13 protein-coding genes and 3 pseudogenes are annotated in these 17,628 nt (G+C 72.1%); 13 read left to right on the plus strand and 3 right to left on the minus strand.

What is annotated here, in order from left to right:
* Positions 1-179 precede the first annotated feature (179 nt).
* The 6 genes and pseudogenes from ACQEVS_RS00115 to ACQEVS_RS00140 all read left to right on the plus strand — a co-directional run bounded on the left by ACQEVS_RS00115 (position 180) and on the right by ACQEVS_RS00140 (position 6,980).
* Entirely contained in the window at positions 180-1,370 is a 1,191-nt protein-coding gene (locus ACQEVS_RS00115; protein ID WP_433013290.1) for a CaiB/BaiF CoA transferase family protein, read from the plus strand.
* Entirely contained in the window at positions 1,367-2,155 is a 789-nt protein-coding gene (locus ACQEVS_RS00120) for a crotonase/enoyl-CoA hydratase family protein (protein WP_433013293.1), read from the plus strand. Before ACQEVS_RS00115 ends, ACQEVS_RS00120 begins: the two co-directional genes overlap by 4 nt.
* Positions 2,152-2,906, plus strand: a pseudogene (locus ACQEVS_RS00125) (acetoacetate decarboxylase). The gene ACQEVS_RS00120 and the pseudogene ACQEVS_RS00125 overlap by 4 nt, the downstream one beginning before the upstream one ends.
* Positions 2,903-3,853: a 3-hydroxyacyl-CoA dehydrogenase NAD-binding domain-containing protein gene (locus ACQEVS_RS00130; RefSeq protein WP_433013296.1), complete on the plus strand. Its 951-nt coding sequence runs from the start codon at positions 2,903-2,905 to the stop codon at positions 3,851-3,853. Before ACQEVS_RS00125 ends, ACQEVS_RS00130 begins: the two are co-directional and overlap by 4 nt.
* Before the next feature lie 138 nt (positions 3,854-3,991).
* Positions 3,992-5,176 carry an acyl-CoA dehydrogenase family protein gene (locus ACQEVS_RS00135; protein WP_433013298.1) on the plus strand — a complete coding sequence of 395 codons (1,185 nt, stop codon included), beginning with the start codon at positions 3,992-3,994 and terminating at the stop codon, positions 5,174-5,176.
* A 709-nt stretch (positions 5,177-5,885) separates the two neighbouring features.
* Complete coding sequence (locus ACQEVS_RS00140) at positions 5,886-6,980, plus strand: DUF5954 family protein (RefSeq protein WP_433013301.1); 1,095 nt, start codon at positions 5,886-5,888, stop codon at positions 6,978-6,980.
* A 524-nt stretch (positions 6,981-7,504) separates the two neighbouring features.
* Here the strand turns inward: ACQEVS_RS00140 and ACQEVS_RS00145 are convergent.
* From ACQEVS_RS00145 to ACQEVS_RS00155, 3 genes are all read right to left on the minus strand, one after another.
* Positions 7,505-7,924 (minus strand): hypothetical protein, encoded by a 420-nt coding sequence (locus tag ACQEVS_RS00145; protein ID WP_433013304.1) that lies wholly within the window; start codon positions 7,922-7,924, stop codon positions 7,505-7,507.
* A 406-nt stretch (positions 7,925-8,330) separates the two neighbouring features.
* The gene (locus ACQEVS_RS00150) at positions 8,331-9,092 is read right to left on the minus strand and encodes a GNAT family N-acetyltransferase (protein ID WP_433013307.1); all 762 of its coding nucleotides are present in this window, start codon (positions 9,090-9,092) and stop codon (positions 8,331-8,333) included.
* 556 nt (positions 9,093-9,648) lie between these two features.
* A complete protein-coding gene (locus tag ACQEVS_RS00155) occupies positions 9,649-10,206 on the minus strand; it encodes an MBL fold metallo-hydrolase (RefSeq protein ID WP_433013310.1) in 558 nt (185 codons plus the stop codon).
* 68 nt (positions 10,207-10,274) lie between these two features.
* On the opposite strand from ACQEVS_RS00155, the gene ACQEVS_RS00160 reads away from it, so the two are divergent.
* The 7 genes and pseudogenes from ACQEVS_RS00160 to ACQEVS_RS00190 all read left to right on the plus strand — a co-directional run bounded on the left by ACQEVS_RS00160 (position 10,275) and on the right by ACQEVS_RS00190 (position 17,461).
* The gene (locus tag ACQEVS_RS00160) at positions 10,275-10,430 is read left to right on the plus strand and encodes a cupin domain-containing protein (protein ID WP_433013313.1); all 156 of its coding nucleotides are present in this window, start codon (positions 10,275-10,277) and stop codon (positions 10,428-10,430) included.
* 351 nt (positions 10,431-10,781) lie between these two features.
* Positions 10,782-11,297 (plus strand): annotated as a pseudogene (locus ACQEVS_RS00165) (transposase family protein); the annotation flags it as partial.
* Between the two features lie 59 nt (positions 11,298-11,356).
* Entirely contained in the window at positions 11,357-12,211 is an 855-nt protein-coding gene (locus ACQEVS_RS00170; protein WP_433013316.1) for a serine/threonine protein kinase, read from the plus strand.
* Positions 12,180-13,658, plus strand: coding sequence for a serine/threonine-protein kinase (locus tag ACQEVS_RS00175; RefSeq protein ID WP_433013319.1), 1,479 nt, complete (start codon positions 12,180-12,182; stop codon positions 13,656-13,658). The genes ACQEVS_RS00170 and ACQEVS_RS00175 overlap by 32 nt, the downstream gene beginning before the upstream one ends.
* Positions 13,659-13,768: 110 nt before the next feature.
* Positions 13,769-14,818, plus strand: a complete 1,050-nt coding sequence (locus tag ACQEVS_RS00180) for an LGFP repeat-containing protein (RefSeq protein WP_433013322.1) — start codon at positions 13,769-13,771, stop codon at positions 14,816-14,818.
* Positions 14,819-14,854: 36 nt separating this feature from the next.
* A complete protein-coding gene (locus tag ACQEVS_RS00185) occupies positions 14,855-15,844 on the plus strand; it encodes an alpha/beta hydrolase (RefSeq protein WP_433013328.1) in 990 nt (329 codons plus the stop codon).
* A 94-nt stretch (positions 15,845-15,938) separates the two neighbouring features.
* A pseudogene (locus tag ACQEVS_RS00190) lies at positions 15,939-17,461 on the plus strand (peptidoglycan DD-metalloendopeptidase family protein).
* Positions 17,462-17,628: the final 167 nt, after the last annotated feature.

The raw sequence follows: 17,628 nt of genomic DNA on the forward strand, positions 1-17,628 counted from the left end.
CTCGTCCCGGAATACGGCGTGACCATCCTGGTCACGCCGTTTTTCGCGCATCGGTATCACCGATCACTTGGGTTCCCCCGTCCCGCGGATCTAGCGTTTTCCCTGTCACCGGGGAAACCCGTGAAGCTCTCCGATCCCTTTTCCTGTCCCGTCTTCCTGTCTTCCGTGCTGGAGTGGTGATGGAATCCGCTGAAAACACCGACGCGCCGGGCGGCCCGCTCGCCGGAGTGCGCGTTATCGACCTGTCCACAGTGGTCATGGGCCCTTACGCGGCCCAGATCCTCGGCGACCTCGGCGCCGACGTCGTCAAGATCGAGTCGCCGAACGACACCGTGCGGATCGGCACCCTGCACCGCACGCCCGGCATGACCCCGCTGAACCTGAATGTGAACCGCAACAAGCGCAGCGTGCGGCTCGACCTCAAGGACGAGGACGAACGCGCCAGGGCACTGGACCTGATCGGCACCGCCGACATCCTGATCACCAACATGCGTGTCGGCGCCCTACGCCGCCTGGGCATGGACCACGACAGCCTCGCCGCGGTCAACCCCCGCCTCATCCACGTCCACGCACAGGGCTTCCGTTCCGACTCCGACCGGGCCCGGCTGGCCGCGTACGACGAGACGGTGCAGGCCGCCTCCGGTCTCGTCGACCTCGCCCAGCGCGCGGGCGACGTGGGGGCGCCGGTGGTGCTGCCGAGCATCTTCGGCGACAAGGTCGCGGCGCTGACGATCGTCTACGCGGCGCTCGCCGCCCTCGTGCACCAGCGCGCGACCGGCCGCGGGCAGCGTGTCGAAGTGCCCATGGTGGACACGCTGCTGGCGTTCAACCTGGTCGAGCACTTGCAGGGCCGGATCTTCGAGCCGCCGGCGGGCCCGACCGGTTTCCCGCTGTCCATGAACAAGGGGCACCGGGCACGTCCGACCAAGGACGGCCTGGCGATGGTCATGCCGTACAGCCCGGAGAACTTCCGGGACCTGTTCGTCGCCGCGGGCCGCCCCGACCTCGCCGAGGACCCGCGCGTCAACGGGGAGTTCATCGACTCCACGCGGGACGGCGAGGCCCTGGCCGAGCTGCTGGAATCGGTGACGCCCCAGCTGACCACCGGGCAGTGGGCGGCAGTCTGCGCCCGGCACAACGTCCCCTTCGGCCCCGTGCTGCGCCTCGACGAGGCCGCCGACGACCCGTACGTGCGGGAAGGCCACCTGCTCGACGTCGCCGAGCACCCCACCGAGGGCGCCTACCGGGTGATCGGCATACCGCTGACGTTCTCGGCCACCCCGGCCTCGGTGCGCCGGCACGCCCCGCTGCCCGGCCAGCACACCGACGAGGTGCTCGACGAACTCGCCCAAGGGGAGGCCGGACGGTGAGCGAGAGCACGCGTACCGCGGCACCGGAGCCCGTCCGTACCCGCGCCGTCGGCCGCACCCTCGTCGTCACCATCGACCGGCCGCGGGCCCGCAACGCCGTGGACGCCGAGGTCGCGCGGGGCATCGCCGCCGCCGTGGACCGCCTGGAGTCCGAACCCGGGCTGCGGGTGGGCGTCCTCACCGGCGCGGGCGGCACCTTCTGCGCGGGCATGGACCTCAAGGCCGCCGCCCGCGGCGAAGAGGTGACCGTGCCCGGCAAGGGCTTCGCCGGGCTCGTCGAGGCGGCCACGTCCAAGCCCCTGGTCGCGGCCGTCGAGGGCCACGCGCTGGGCGGCGGCTTCGAACTCGCCCTCGCCTGCGACCTGGTGATCGCCGCCGAAGGGGCCTCCTTCGCGCTCCCCGAGGTCGGGCGCGGGCTGATCCCGGGAGGTGGCGGGGCCGTCCGGCTCCCCAAGCGCGTCCCCCACCACCTGGCCATGGAACTCCTCCTCACCGGCCGTACGGTGACCGCCGCCCGCGCCCGCGAACTCGGCGTCGTCAACCGCCTCACCCCCGACGGCCGGGCGCTGTCCGCCGCCCTGGAGCTCGCCGAGGAGATCGCCGCCAACGCGCCCCTGGCCCTGGCCGCGGTGAAGCGGACCGTCCGGCGGGCGGACGGGATCCCGGAGCAGGAGGCGTTCGCCGCGCAGGCCGCCGAGATCGGCGCGCTGCTGCGCTCGGCCGACTTCGCCGAAGGCGTGCGCGCCTTCAGTGAAAAGCGCGCGCCGCGGTGGAGCGGACGGTGAACCGCGCACCGGTCCTGCGAACCCTCGACACGCCCCTCACCGCACCCGCGTACGCTCCCGCCACCGTCCACTTCACCGACCGCGAGTACCCGAGCGTCGCCTACCGCACCGACCCCGACGCGCCGCGGGCGATGGTGCCCGAGCCGCTGCGCGTCGACGCCGACGAACCGCGGGTGCGGTTCGAGGGGATGAAGACGGGCCACGTCACCTCCTACGGGCCCTACGCCGAGGCGGGGCAGGCGATCGCGGTGCGCTTCGGGGCCAAGCGGGGCGAGTACCCGCACGCCATGGACCCGGACAGGTTCGCGGCCACGGCCGCCGGCCGCGAGGTGGGCGCCTACCCCGAGGCGATGGACAGGCCCGCGCTGTACGCCGGACAGGCCGCGCTGATCGGCACGCTGAACCACGGCAGCGTACCGGTGGCCACCGCCACGATGGTCTACACGCACCGCCCGCTCCACCCGGCAGCCGTCCGCGAGCGGATCGCCGTGCCCACGTACCTGCTCAAGGCCGTCCCCTGCCACGACGACACGCCCGTGTGTGCGAGCTCGTCCATGCCCGGATCGCCGACCTGACGGTCAGGGAGGCCCACACCGGGCCCACGCGGCTCCAGTTGTTCCCGCACGTCCTGGCGCCGCCGGCGGACCCGCCCGCGTCCGGGATCGCCTCCGCCAGCCACGCCGTCACCAACCCCACCCTGGCCCCCGCCGTCCCCGTCCACGACCAGCTCACCGAGGAGACCCCCTCATGACCACCACCCGCCCGCCCGGGACCGCCGCCGTCGTCGGCGCCGGCACCATCGGCCTCGCCTGGGCCGCGCTGCTCGCCGCATACCGCTGGGAGGTGACCATCACCGACCCACGCCACGACCTGGACCGGGCCGTGGACGAGGCACTGCCGATGCTCGCCGCCGGGCTCCCCGGCAGCGACGCGGCCGGCCTGCGCGGCCGCATCCGCACCACGCACGACCTGGCCGAGGCCGTGGCCGGCGCGCGGCTGGTGCAGGAGAACGGGCCGGAAGACGTGGAGTTCAAGCGGCGGCTGTTCGCCGACGCCGCCCGCCACGCCCCGGCCGACGCGCTGCTGGCCACCTCCAGCTCCGGCATCGTCGCCACCCGCATCGCCGAGCGGCTGCCGGACGCCGTCGCCGCGCGGCTGCTCGTCGCCCATCCCTTCAACCCACCGCACATCGTCCCGCTGGTGGAGATCGTCCCGGGCGAACGCACCACGGAGACGACCGTGACGGAGGCCCTCGCCCTCTACCGGTCGCTGGGCAGGACGCCGGTACGGCTGCGCGGGGAGCTGCCCGGGTTCGCGGCCAACCGGCTGCAGAGCGCCGTGCTCCAGGAGGCGTTCCACCTCGTCCTGAGCGGTGTCCTCGACGCCGCGGAGCTCGACACGGTGATGAAGACCTCGCTGGGCGGCCGGTACGCCACCGTCGGCCCGTTCGAAAGCTTCCACCTCGGAGGCGGCCCCGGCGGCGTCCGGCACATGATGCGGCACCTGGGCCCGGGCCTGGCCGAGGGCTGGCGTCGGCTCGGCCACCCGGAGCTGGACCCCGACGCCGTCGCCACGCTCGTCACCCAGACCGAGGCCGCCTACGGCAGCGGCCCCGAGGCGTACCGGCGGCGCGCCGCGCTGCGCGACCGCAAGCAACTCGCGCTGAACGAGGCGCTGCGCCGGGCCGAGCAGAGCTGAGCAGAGCTGAGGCGCCCGTTTGACGGAGCCGTAGCGCTCGTCTGACGGAGCTGAAGCGCTCGTCTGAAACCGCCTGATACCCGCGGGGCCGGCGAGGCCGCGCCCCACCGCCCCCACCCTAAGGAGAAGGAGTCACCCATGTCCAAGCCCGCCGATCCCACCCCGGACTTCTTCGGGTACGCCGACCTGCTCGACGACGCCGACCGGGAGGAACTGGCCGCCATCCGCGACCACCTGGAGAAGGAGATCAAGCCGCTGGCCGACGCCGCATGGGCGCGGGCGGAGTTTCCTTTCGAGGCGGTCGAGAAGTTCACCAGGATCAACCCGGCCGGCTACACCTACCCGGAATTCGGCGACGGCCGCGACCGTGGCGCACTGTTCTCCGGTTTCCTCACCCTGGAGCTCAACCGTGTCGACCCGTCACTCGGGGTGTTCTGCGGCGTCCACACCGGACTGGCGATGGGCAGCATCCACGGCGGCGGCAACGACGAACAGCGCGAGCGCTGGCTGCCGGACATGGCGGCGATGAGGAAGATCGGCGCCTTCGCCCTGACCGAACCCGAGGGCGGCTCGGACGTCGCGGGCGGCATGCGCACCACAGCCCGACGCGAGGGCGACACCTGGGTACTCAACGGCGCCAAACGGTGGATCGGCAACGGCACGTTCGCCGACCTCGTGGTGGTCTGGGCCCGCGACACGGCCGACGGCAACGTCAAGGGCTTCGTGGTGCCGAAGGACACCCCCGGCTTCACCGCCACCAAAATCGAGGGCAAAATCGCTCTCCGCACCGTGCAGAACGCCGACATCACCCTCAAGGAGGTACGGGTCCCAGAGGCCGACCGCCTCCAGCGGATCGACAGCTTCCGTGACACCGCCGCCATCCTGGCCCGCACCCGCGGCGGGGTGGCCTGGCAGGCGCTGGCGATCGCGGTACGCGCCTACGAACTCGCCCGCGCCTACGCCGTCAACCGCACGCAGTTCGGCCGGCCCATCGGCGCCTTCCAGCTGATCCAGGACCTGCTGGTGAAGATACTCGGCAACGTGACCGCCATGTTCGGCATGACCGTCCGCCTCGCCCAGCTGACCGAGACCGGCCGGGACACCGCCGAACAGGCCGCCCTCGCCAAAGCGTTCACCACCGCCCGGATGCGCGAGTGTGTCGCCTGGGCCCGTGAGCTCTTCGGCGGCAACGGCATCGTCCTCGAATACGAGATCGCCAAGTTCTTCGCCGACGCCGAAGCCTTGTACTCGTTCGAAGGGACCCGCGAGATGAACACCCTCATCGTCGGCAAGGCCGTCACCGGGCACAGCGCCTTCGTGTAACACCCGCCTCCGAGTGACGCCCGCATCCGGAAGGCCCCGGACGGCCACGCCAGGGGCTGGTGACCCACCGTCACCAGCCACCCTGCCTGGCCGAGGCAGCCGCGCGGGGCGGCATCCCGGCCGTCGAGACCGAACCGCGTGCCGCACCACCGGCGACGGGGAGAGGGTGAGGCGCCCTTATGCTCCTGCGCCACACGGCGTGTTACCGACGGTAGGGGGTTGCGGTTCTCATGGTCGAGCAGGGCGTGAAGGGCGCGGAAGCGGGCAGCGAGGCAAGGTTGAAGCGCGGAGGCACCGCCCGGAGGGCATTCCTCGGCGGGGTCACGGCCGCCGCCGCGGCCTCCGCGCTCGGCGGGACGGCGGGGGCGGCGGCCGCGTCACCCCGGACCGGGCCCGCCCGGCGCGGCGGCGGACGCCGGGGGCCGCCGGCCGGACGGTCGCCGTGCTCGGGGACGGTGTCGCCGGCCTGACCGTCGCCCACGACCGAGATCGACCGGGAGCAGCTGCGCGCTGTGAAGAAGGGCCGGCGCTCCCCGCTCGCCGCCCTCCAGCGGCAGTCGGCCTGACGAGCACCGGCGGGAAGCGAGGGTGCCTCTTCCCCCGCGGGGAGGGAGCGAGAAGGAGGCACCGCCGTCCCACACGGGCGCATCGCTGTCCTGAGAATCGGGAAACACACGTGGGCTGAGGCTGTGGTCGGCAGGATGGGCGTATGGGTCATGGGAAGATGCAGCCCGACGGGGTGCGGCCGATCAAGGTCAGGTATCCGGCGGGTCCGGTGGAGGCGGTCGTGGAGGCCGACGCGCTCGACGCCGCGCTGGAGGTGGACACGGTGCTGGTGCGGGGCCCGTTGTTCGGGGTCGTCGCACAGGACGCCGGCGAGGGGCCACGGTGGCGAGTCGTGATCGCGGTGCAGGACGGCTTTCCGCAGCTGGCCCGGGACGGTCTCAACTCGCTGTTGTGGTTCCGGGCGAAGGACGAAGCGAAGGACACGGCGGAGCGGCAGGCCCTGCTGGCGGCGGTGGCCCGGCTGGAGAGCGAGCGCGTCGACGAGCTCACCGTGCTGGGGACCCGTTACCGGGTGGTGCGGGCCGAGGAGTACACGGGGCTGGGGCCGGACGGTATTGAGCAGCCCCGGCCGAGCGACTACGAGCCTGCCGTCCCCAACTGGGACCGCGGCGCCCGGGACGCGCACATCGATGACGGCTTGGTCCTGGACCCCGACGCGCCCCTCACGCCCCTCCAGGCCGCGGAACGCCTGGCACTGCGCGATCTCGGCTACGCCGGGGGCCACTTCCCCGACAACGTATGCGAGGACTCCCGGCGGGCGCTGGCGACCCATCCGGACGTGATGCTGCTGCCCCCCGTCTTCCGGATCGTGGAGCAAGAAGAGCAGGGGTGGAAGGCCGGCGGCGGCCCGCACGCCACCGCCCACGACGCCCGCAAGTCGCTGGACTTCGCCCTGACCTGGCTCGAGCCCCGCCGACAGGGCCTGATCCCCTGGGACTGCGACGACAGAACCGTTGACGCCCGTGCGGTCGCCACGCAAGGGACCGACCCCGCGGCCGAACAACTGGCCGCGTATGCGCAGGCTGCCGACCGACTGCGGACCGAACGCGCCAACCAGCTCGAGGCCGGCGGCACCCTCTACCGGATCTGCCGCGCCCGCCGACTCCTACGCTGGGGCCCCGACGGGCCCGAAGGCCCCCGCCCCTCCGATACCGATGGCCACCCACCCTCCCAGATCCACCCCTACCTCGACGAAGACGGCAACGTCCACTACGACGACGACAACGACGAAACCTGAGGTCGATGGACTGGACAGCACCAGTGAGCGCGGCGGTCGGCGGTCCGTTCGCCGTCATCGCCACCCTCCTCGCGGACCGCACACGCCGGGCAGCCACACCCGGCAGTCGCTGAGCGGTGGCCACCGTGCTCTGGGCGATTGTCAGACGGTGATCACGCGGTGGGAGGAGAGGGCCGCCTGCCCTCATCCCTTCGCCCCCGGAGAGGATGGACCGCTGAGATCGACATAGGCGTGTCGGTCTCCCGGAGGTTGGGCGAGCTGCAACACGGTGTGCGACGCACGTCCCTGACCCCGCCTTTGGACGAGAGTTCTTGCAGGTTGGGGCTGCAACACACCCTGTGTTGCAGGGCTGTGTTGCAGAGTGCACCTTACTCACGGCATAACGCGGGTCCCTCGCCGTGTGGCGGCCCGCACGGAGACGGTCCGGCCCCCGCCGAATCGAGCGCCCGCACCGCCGGTCAGCTCCCGAGAACGGCGGGCTGCCGCCTGGGAAACGCAAGCGCTTCGGAGGGCGAAACGCTCGGTCAGCAGCAGTTGGGGAAGTCCCAAGGCGTCCAGCTCGCCCCAGGGACGGAGCGCGTCCTGCCCACCAAGGCGCCGTTGCTGTTGCGGAGGGTGATGGCCGTTTGCGATGTGCCCGGCTGGTCGGTCACGGTGACACGGCTGGTGGCACGGGCGGAACCGGCCGGATCCGGCATGCCCAGGGACACCCATCCCGTCCACCGCTCGTCCTTGGTCCAGCGCGTCCACACCGCGTAGTCGGCGCCGATCACGAACTGTTCCTTCTCCCCCTTCGGGAGCGCATGCTGCGTCACCCCGTAATCGCATATGTACCTGCCGCCGCCCCCGGTGGAGCAGACATCCGCCGCCTGCGCCGGTGTCACGGTGACGGACATTCCTGCCGCGGCGACGACGGCGACGACGACCGCCTTGAATCTCTTCATCCTGAACGCCCTGTTCTCTCGACGTAGATCCCCCGAAGGCCGGCTGTCCCCGACCCGCATATGACACGCCGTCAGCCTACTGTCGCCGCACCATCGTTGATCACCGGTGTTCCGGCCACCCTCGGCATCCGTCACACAGCGCCACGTCCCACCACCGGTCAGATGCGGGCCCAGGGGTGTCCTTCTCCGCCGCAACGTACAAGGCGTGCTCCTGCCCTCGGTGCGGTCGAGGTCAAACCAGCCGGACGTTTCTGCGAGGAACGCGCCCGCGCCCGTCCAGGCCGGCGGGACGTGGACCTCCCGACGGTGCCGATGTTCCACCGACAGCGCCCGCGAGTGGATGCCGACGGTCGAACGGCCGTGCCCGCACGTCAGGCACCAAGGCGGGTCATCGAGCGCGGCCGGGTCAGCAGGTGCTGATGCGCGCCGCCACACAGGGGTCTTCGTCGCGGTAGCCAAGGCGGGTGTAGAGCCGGTCGGCGGGGGTGTTGTCGGCCAACTGCCACAGGGTGCACAAACCTTGGCGGCGGACAGCATGGCGAGTCAGCCACGAGGTGAGTGCCGCGCCGAGTCCCTGCCCGCGCAAGGCCGCGTCGGTAGCGACGGACGCCAACAGCGGTGCACCGCTGTCCCGCAAGGTACTCAAGGCGCCGCACGCCACCAAGCGCCCGCTTGGGCCACGGATCGCGGCCCAGCGGCTGACATCAGAGGAACCGGGCCCGGTGGAGTGAGCCGGGCTGTGCTTGCCGAGGAAAGCACGTAGCTCGCTGTGGTCTGCCTCACCCAGCTCTCTCACCTGTTCCTCCCCGGGATGCAGTGGTGGCTCATCAAGCGTCCAGCGGAACGCCCAAGCAACCGGATCAGTCACTGCGAGGTGACGGCCGAGCAGCGCATCGACACCCCGCGGCCCCGTGAATCCCCTGATTTTTCCCGGGAGTTGGTGCGCCGCGCGGAGCATGAGGCCGGCCGCGGCGGCCGGCTCACCGACACTCCACACATGACCGCGCGGTTCATCAAGCCAAGCCACCGCACCATCACCGGACCAATCGAACCGGCCGGCCGGGCGCGGCCGCGCGGCGCCGAAGCGCAGCAGGGCCGAGCCGGGCTGCAGTTCCAGATCCTGGGTAAACAGACTTGCGGTCCGGGGAGAAAAAGTCGTGACCTGCATCGGCTTTCCGGGGAAAAAATCCCTCTGCGGAGGGCGGGAGAGCGGACGGACGGACGGTTCGGGCCCGCGCAGGGCAAGACCGAAACCATTGTTCGGGAATGGAAGATGTCAGGGGCCCCGGCGGTAGACCGCGCACCGGACGCGCCGGAGAGCGCACCGCAGGGCCCACCCACTGTCGCACACCGCCCCCGGCCCAGCACAAATCCCACCCCCGGCAGCCGGCCCGCCACCCCTTACCCGCCATCACCGAAAGCTGCCCCGGCCTCCACGGGGGCAAGGCACGGCCACCCGGCCCGGTTCGCGCAGGAACAGGCCGGTCACGCCAGGTGCATCCCCATCTCACAGGCGGAGACAGGGAAGGGGAACGTGCCGGCACGGGTGTGACCTGGCAGGGGCGCGGCATCCTCAACCGGGACGGACCGGAGGCCGTCACGCATGCCGCTGGTGCGGGGACGGCCGTCAGGTGATCGAGGTCCTGGGCGACCAGCCGGGCCGGACGACTTTCGCCCTTCCTTGCGTCGTCATCACGGGCGCGGCCCGGAGCCGGCAGGCTCGGTCAGCCGATCGGTGGTGCGAGGTATTCCAGCGCGTAGCCGTCGCCGGAGGGGGTCACGCGGGCGACGCCGGGTGAGTCCAGGTGAGCGCCGGCTACGAAGTGCTGCGGCTGGGCCAGCTGTTCGAGGAGCGCCACTCGCGCGGTGCGGGCCTGAGACTGATCGCCGTCGAACTCCCAGGCCACGTTCGGCCGATCGAACTGGAGCGTGGGAACGTGCACGGTGTCGCCCCAGACGAGAAGACGGCCGGCACCGCTCCTGACCTCGTAGACGGTGTGACCGGGCGTATGGCCCGGTGCCGGGAGCGCGGTGGTCCAGTCGTTGATCGCGACCTTCTCCGACACGGGTACCACCCGCTCACGGACCGGCTCGAGCCGCCCCGTGAACACCGAGGTGTCGCCCGTGCCGATCCACACGCGCTCGAGGGCGGCGAACGCCTCCGAACCGTCCGGCGCGATCAGGCCGCTCACGTGGTCTTCGTGCCGGTGGGTGATGGCCACATCGGTGATCTGCGCGCGGTCGATTCCCGCTTCGTCGAGCGCGTCGTAGATCAATCCCATGGTGGGACGCACAGGTCTCCACCGGACTGCTGCCCGCCTATCCCCCGGGCACGGAGAAACAACTCCTCGTGCTCGAAGGCACCCTCACCGTCGCGATCGGCGGGATCAACGAAACCCTCGACGCCGGCGACTCCCTGTTCCTCCAAGCCGACGCGGGCCACGGCTTCGCCAACCGGACGAACGCTCCCTGCGAATACGTCATGGTCATCTCCCGCCCGACCTGACCGACCACGACCTGTGGACTTGGACAACGCCGGCCAGCGCGTTACCAATTCACGGCGCCCCGAGAAGAACCGGCCTCCAGGCAACTCCGCACGGTGCGCGGAAAGGCCGGCGCTCTCCCCCTCGGAAGACCACGGGGGCTTCGGGCCTTCCGACCGCCCATTCGGCACGGTCGAGCGGATCAGCGAGCCGACTCCGGGCTCAAGCCGACGCGAAGGGCCTGGTCACGGGGGATGTGAACGTCGACTCCATCGTCTGCCAGCCCAGTTGCACGCCGACGGACGTTGAAGGGGTCCCTACAGTCGTGGCGTGCCGGAGAGGACTTTTGCTCGGGGAAGACCACCCGGACAGCCATGGATCGAGCCATGCTCACTGTCGCGCATCAGCTCGTTGAGCACGTTTCGCGGCCGTTCCATGCCCAGAGACATGCCCAGAGATCCGAGCCGAAGTCGGCGTGGCGGAGGCCGGGTTGCTTCAAGCAGGCTCTTCCAGTGCCGGCGCATCCGCGGAAGAACGAGACGTTCGCGCAGGTGGGTGCCGGATTCGGGGTGTCGCAGTCCACGGCTTGGAGGTACGTCGACGAGACGCCCGGCATCCCCGCGGTCTGGGCATCCGGTCTTTCGCGAAGCGCTGTCGGGTCCGGGTGAGGGGGATCGCGTCATCGTTGACGGGACGCTGATCCCGACCGACCGGATCGCCGCGGACGACGCCTGCTACTCGCGGAAACACAAGCAGCGCGGCATGAACGTCCAGGTCGTCGCCGCCTGGACGGCATACCACTGTGGTTCTCCCGCGCACTGCCGGGACGGACCCATGATCTGTACGACACCAGCTGCTGCCCCTCCTCGCCCCTCCCCCGATGTGTAACGTTCGGCATGCGTGACGTCCGCCGGCGGGCCGGTGACCGACGGCGGGGGAGGAGAGGACAGTGCGCGGGATTGTCGTTCACCTGCCGGGGAGCAGCGATGCCGGCGGTGATGGTGAGCCGTGTGGTGACGCCGTGACGTTGCGGCTCGCCCCGGGCGAAGTGGCGCGGTTCGGGCGCGGGTCCCCCACGGTCCCCGTCGAACTGCGGCTCGTCGACGCCGCGATCTCCCGGCTGGCCGGCGAGATCCGGGTGACCGACGACCACTGGCAGCTCAGCAACCACAGCACGACCCACAGCTACCTGGTGGAGAACCCCGAAGGGGCGGGCGAGTACCTGCGGGTGCCGCCACGACGCGCCGGCGCTCCCATCCCCTTCGAGTTCTCCCGCGTCGTGCTGCCCACCCGCGGCAGCGCGACCGTGTCCTTCCAGGTTTATGCGCCCGACCACGTCTACCTCGACCCCGGCGGCATGGGCGGCCCCTGGGGGAGCCGTACGGTCACCGCGTACTCGCTGGACGAGACGGCCACCTACTTCCTGGTCCTGGTCGCCCTGTGCGAACCGCGGCTGCGCGACGTGTCACCGGTCGCCGTCCCGACGACCCCGCAGATCGTCGAACGGCTCGCCGGCCACCCGGCCTGTCCCCGGCTGACGGCCCGGGCCGTCAGCTCGCACATCGACTACCTGGCGGAGGAGAAGATCCGGATCAGCACTCCCGCCGGGGCCGACGCGCGGCGCGACGCCCGCCGCAACGGCAAGCGCGAGGCGCTCGTCGGGCTCGCCCTGCGGTTCGGGCTCGTACGGGAGGAACACCTGGCGCTGCTGCCGCCCCGGGCGGGGAACGGTCCCCGGGACGCGGGGCCGGGGCGGACCGGAGGAGGGAACGGTGCAGGGGTCGTCCGGCGGACCGGGGAGTGACGGGACCCGGCCGCTGCCGCCGGGCCACCGCATCGGCGGCTGGGAGGTCACCGGCCCGATCGCCGCGGGCGGCTGGGGAACGGTCTACGCGGGCCGCCCGGCCACTCCGGGAACGGGCGGCCCGGAAGTCCCCCGTACGGTCGCGCTCAAGATCCTGCCGACCGGCGGGCTCGCGCCCAGCCAGGCCCGCAAGGTCGCCGAAGTCGCCCGTCGGGAGGTGGAATTCGGCCGCCGGGCCCGGCACCCGCGGCTGATCCGCCTGCTCGACTCCGTCGAGGTCAGCGATCCGGACCAGCCGTTCCTCGACGGCGCGATCGTCCTCGTCATGGAGCGGGCCGCGTGCAGCCTGCGGGAACGGCTCGACACCGCGGTGACCGGGGCCGAGGGCGCCCGGCTGGTCGAGGGCATCTGCGAGGGCCTGGCCCACCTGCACCGCAGCGGCTGGGTGCACGGCGACCTCAAGCCGGACAACGTCCTGCTCATGGCGGACGGTTCCGTCAAGCTCTCCGACTTCGGGCTCGTCACCGAACTGACCGGCACCCACGGTACACACGGCTACGCCCCTCCCATGGGCACCTTCGACTACCTCCCGCCCGAGCGGTGGAACGCGTCGCTCAGCGAACAGGGCGTGCGGGTCCGGCCGAGCGCCGACATCTGGGCGCTCGGCATCGTGATCCACCAGGTGTTCGCCTCCGGAGCCTCTCCGTTCCCCGGAGCCACGCCCGTCTCGCGCGCTGCCGCAGCACAGGAGTACGCGGACGGGCGGGCGCCCCTGCGCCTGGACCCGGCCGTACCGCCGTTCTGGCGCCAGCTGGTCACCGACTGCCTGGCTCCGGCCCATGCCGCACGGGCCGAGCACACCGCCGAGAGTCTGCTGGACCGCATCGCCTCCCACGTGGCCACGGCGGACGCGTCCGACACACCGGCCGCCGGGAAACCCCGTCGCCCCCGCCGCACCCGTGCCCTCCGTACCGGTCTCACCGTCACCGTGTGCGGTGCGCTCGCGGCGGGCTGGTGGTACGCCGCCCGTGACACCGCTCCCCCACGGCCGGGCCGCGACGGGGCGTCCACCGCGGCCGCGGCCGGCCCGTCGTCCGGTGTAGCCGCCGGCCGCGTACGGGTGTTCAACGCCGATCGGACCTGCCGGGACCGCGCCGGCAAGCCGGACCCCAACTGCAGCCTCGGCCTGGCCATCGACCCTCTCCGCCCCTACACGCCGGACAACGTGGTGCCGACGCGGGTGTGGCACGGTGACGTCCTCGCCGTCGACTGCCGGTTGCCGCAGGGGCTGCCCATCGTCGACGAGACGGGCCTGCGCTCGTCCCAGTGGTTCCGCGTCCGGCTCCCGGCCGGCTCGTCCGGGCCGGGCACCGCCTGGCTGCCCGCCGTCCGTACCAAGGACCGGCCCTCCGTCCCCGTGTGCCCCCGCCCCACTCCCCCACCGTGAGGCACGCGGGGCCCGGCCGTCACTCCGGATCGTTCCGGATACCGCCCCCGTAACCCCGCTACTACCTTCCGGGCCGTCGGTCACCTCACCCACACGGAACGGAAGACAGCATGCGCCGGATACGCACGCTCCTGATCGGCGGGGCCCTTGCCGTCACCTCCTTCCTCCCGGCCCCCGGCGCCCTGGCCGCCGGGCACGCTGCGGGCCACGGGCAGCCGCCCTCGGCGCATAACACCGCCACCATCCCGGGCCCGCTGGGGCACGCCGCGCCCGCCGAGGCCTTCTGCGACATCCCCGCCGAACGCGACATCGCGGTGACCCGCAAGGTCTACGAGGTGGGGCAGCGCCGCAACGTCTCCGACAAGGTGATGCTCGCCGGCTTCGAGACCGGCTGGGTCGAGTCCCGTATGAACAACCTGAACTGCGGCGACCGCGACTCGCTCGGCGTCTTCCAGCAGCGGCCGTCGCAGGGCTGGGGCACGCCCGAGCAGGTCCTCAACGTCGACTACGCGGCCAACAAGTTCTTCGAGGTCGCCCAGCAGATGGAACCGCGCATGGAGGGCAGCACCGCCGGGCAGCTCGCCCAGGCCGTGCAGCGGTCCGCCTACCCGGCCCGCTACGACGAGGCCGAGGGCGTCGCCCGGGCGATGCGGGACGAGGCGTTCCAGCCGTACGGCTCGATCGGCGCGAAGTACCAGAGCCTCGGCGGTCCCGGCGGCCCGCTCGGCGAACCGCTGCGCGCCGAGGAGGACGCCCGGCTGGGCGGCCGCTTCCAGCTGTTCCGCAACGGGATCGTCATCTGGCACCCGGACGCGGCCTTCGCGGTCTACGGCGACATCCTCGCCAAGTACTGGGCGACGGACTCCGAGCAGCGCTGGGGCTTCCCCACGATGGACGAGGCCGACGCGGGGCGGGCGCCCGACGGGACGCGCGGCCGTTACCAGTTCTTCGAACGCGGGCTGTTCCTCTGGTCGCCGGCGACCGGCGCCCACACCGTCCACGGCGAGATCCTCAAGGCCTTCCAGAACGCCGGCCACGAAGCCGCGGTGGGTTACCCCCTGACGGACGAGACGGACGAGGCGGGCGGCAAGGCCCAGAAGTTCCAGAAGGCGACCATCCACTGGAACCCCTCCAGGGGCACCTGGATCACCGACAACTAGCTCCTCCTCCACCCATTCACCGACCAGGGAGTCGCGTTGAACGAGCAGCAGCACCCCACCCGCCGGGGCATCCTCAAGGCCGTCGGCGGAGCCTCCGCGGCGCTGGCCCTGGGCGCCGGAGGCGTTCTCACGTCGGCCTCGTCGGCCCACGCGGCCGACGACGGCCTGACCGTCGTGGACCGCAACGAGTCCGACCCGCGCATGTGGTACTACCGGTTCGCGACCAAGGAGATCGCCTGGCAGCCCGCCGTCAACGTCCTGCTTCCGGACGACTACCACACCAGCGGTCGCACCTACCCCGTCCTCTACCTGCTCCACGGCGGTCTGGAGGACTTCATCTCCTTCGACGTCAAGGGCATCCGCCCCTGGACCGCCGGCAAGCCGCTCATCGTGGTGATGCCCGACGGCGGGCCCGCGGGCTGGTATTCCAACCCGGTCAGCACCAACGTGGGTCCCCGCAACTGGGAGACCTTCCACATCAACCAGTTGATCCCGTGGATCGACGCCCACTTCCGGACGTACGCCGAGTACGACGGCCGCGCGGTCTCCGGGTTCTCGATGGGCGGCTTCGGCGCCCTGAAGTACGCCGCCAAGTACTGGGGCCACTTCGCCTCGGTGAGCTCCCACTCCGGCCCGGCCAGCCTGCGCGGCAACGCCGCCGGGATCGCCGGTGGCGTCGTCCACTGGGCCAACCTGTCGTCCGCGGCGAAGGAGCTGGGCGGTGGCACGGTCTACGGCGCGCCGTTCTGGGACCAGGCCAGGGTCTCCGCCGACAACCCGGTCGAGCGCGTCGAGAGCTACCGCAACAAGCGGATCTTCCTGGTCTCCGGCACCAGCCCCGAACCGACCTTCTGGGACCGGTTCAACGAGACCGCCGTGCTGGAGACGCAGCGCGAGTTCCGCGGCTTCCTCGGCAGGGCCGGCATCCCGCACGAGTGGCACGAGGTGCCCGGCGGCCACTTCGTCCGGCCGGACCTGTTCAACGACGACCTCAACGGCATCATCGACCGGCTGCGCAAGGCGTAAGCCCCGCAGGCACGGCAGGACATCACGGCTCCCGGGCGCGGCGGTCTCCCCCGGCCCCGCGCCCGGGAGGGTCCCCACGGAGGAGGAACGCCACGTGTTGCACCGCCTTTCCCGACGCGCGCTGAGCGTCGTCGTCGCGGCGGCAGCCGCCGTACTGCCGGCGCTCGCGCTGCCGTCCCCGGCGTCCGCCCGGGCCCAGGTCGCGGGCTTCGCCGCCGCGTGCCCCACCGCGGGCTTCGTATCCGACCACTACGGCGGCGCCCGGGACCACGACGGGGTCGACATCGCCAACAACTACGGCACGCCCATCTTCGCCGTCGGTGACGGCGAGGTCATCGCGTCCGGCCCCGCCCAGGGCTACGGACAGTGGATCCGGATCCTGCACCCCGACGGGACCGTGACCGAGTACGGGCACATGTACCAGCGGGACGTCGCCGTCGGCGAGCGCGTGACGGCCGGCCAGCGCATCGCGCTGATGGGGGCCGAGGGCGAGGCCAGCGGCCCGCACCTGCACCTGCGGGTGCGGCGGGACACGTCCATGAACCACGGCATCGACCCCGAGCCCTACCTCGCCGAGCGTGGGGTGACCCTGCCGTGCACCCCGGGGCCCGCCCCGGGCCGGCGCCGCTGGTGCATCCGGCGGAGTCGGGACGGGTGGTCTCGGCCCGGTCGGCGGACGGACGCCTGGAGGTGTTCGCGGCCGCGGCCGACGGGGTGCACCACGCCTGGCAGCTCCAGGCCAACGGCGGCTGGTCGCCCTGGGAGCAGCTGGGCGGCCCGGGCGGCGCGGAGCTCGCGATCGCGCCGAACGCCGACGGCCGGCTGGAGGTGTTCGCGGTCAACGGGAAGACGTTCCGGCACCGTTACCAGATGTCGCCGTCCGGCGGCTGGTCCGGCTGGGAGGACTTCGGCACGGGCGGGCGCGACGCCGCCGCCGGGGTCAACGGCGACGGCCGCATCGAGGTGTTCGCCTCCGGCCCGGAGGGGGTGTTCCACCGGTACCAGAACGCGCCGAACGGCGGCTGGTCGCAGTGGGAGCCGACGGGCGGCGGCCCGGCCGCCGGCCTGCTGGCGATGGAGAAGTCGCCCGACGGCCGGCTGGAGGTCTTCGCGCTCAACGACAAGGTCTTCCAGCACCAGTACCAGACCGCGGTCAACGGCGGGTGGTCGGCGTGGGGCGAGTTCGGTGGTGGCGGCCACGACCTGACCGTCGACCACAACGCCGACGGCCGCCTGGAGGTGTTCGCCTCCGGCCCGGAGGGCGTCTTCCACCGGTACCAGACGGACCCGGGCAGCTGGTCCGGGTGGGAGCCCACGCGCGGACCCGCCAACGCGCAGCTCACCAGCGACCGCACGGCCGACGGGCGCGTCGAGGTGTTCGCCGCCACCAACGACGTTTCCCTGCACATGTGGCAGACGGGCGTCAACGCCCCGTACGGCGACTGGACCGCTTTCGGCATCGGCGGGAGCGAGATCACCGCCGCCACCAATGCCGACGGCCGTCTCGAAGTGTTCAGCACCAGCGGCGCCGGGGTCCGCCACAAGTGGCAGACCGGCTTCAGCACCTGGTCCGACTGGTCCTGGGTGAACGCCACGTCCGGCCCGGTCATCACCTGACACCGCGGAGAGCGGAGGAGCGGAGGACCCATGCGCCCGATCACCCGTCCGATCACCAGACGGCAGTTGTTCCGGGGCTCCGCCGCGGCGGGCGCGCTCGCCCTCCTGGGTTCCGGCGCCGCCCCCGCCGCGGCCGGGACGGCCGCGCCCGCACCGCCGCACCCGTG

This window comes from Streptomyces sp. CA-181903 (genome assembly GCF_050937075.1).
In the GTDB taxonomy this organism is placed as follows: domain Bacteria; phylum Actinomycetota; class Actinomycetes; order Streptomycetales; family Streptomycetaceae; genus Streptomyces.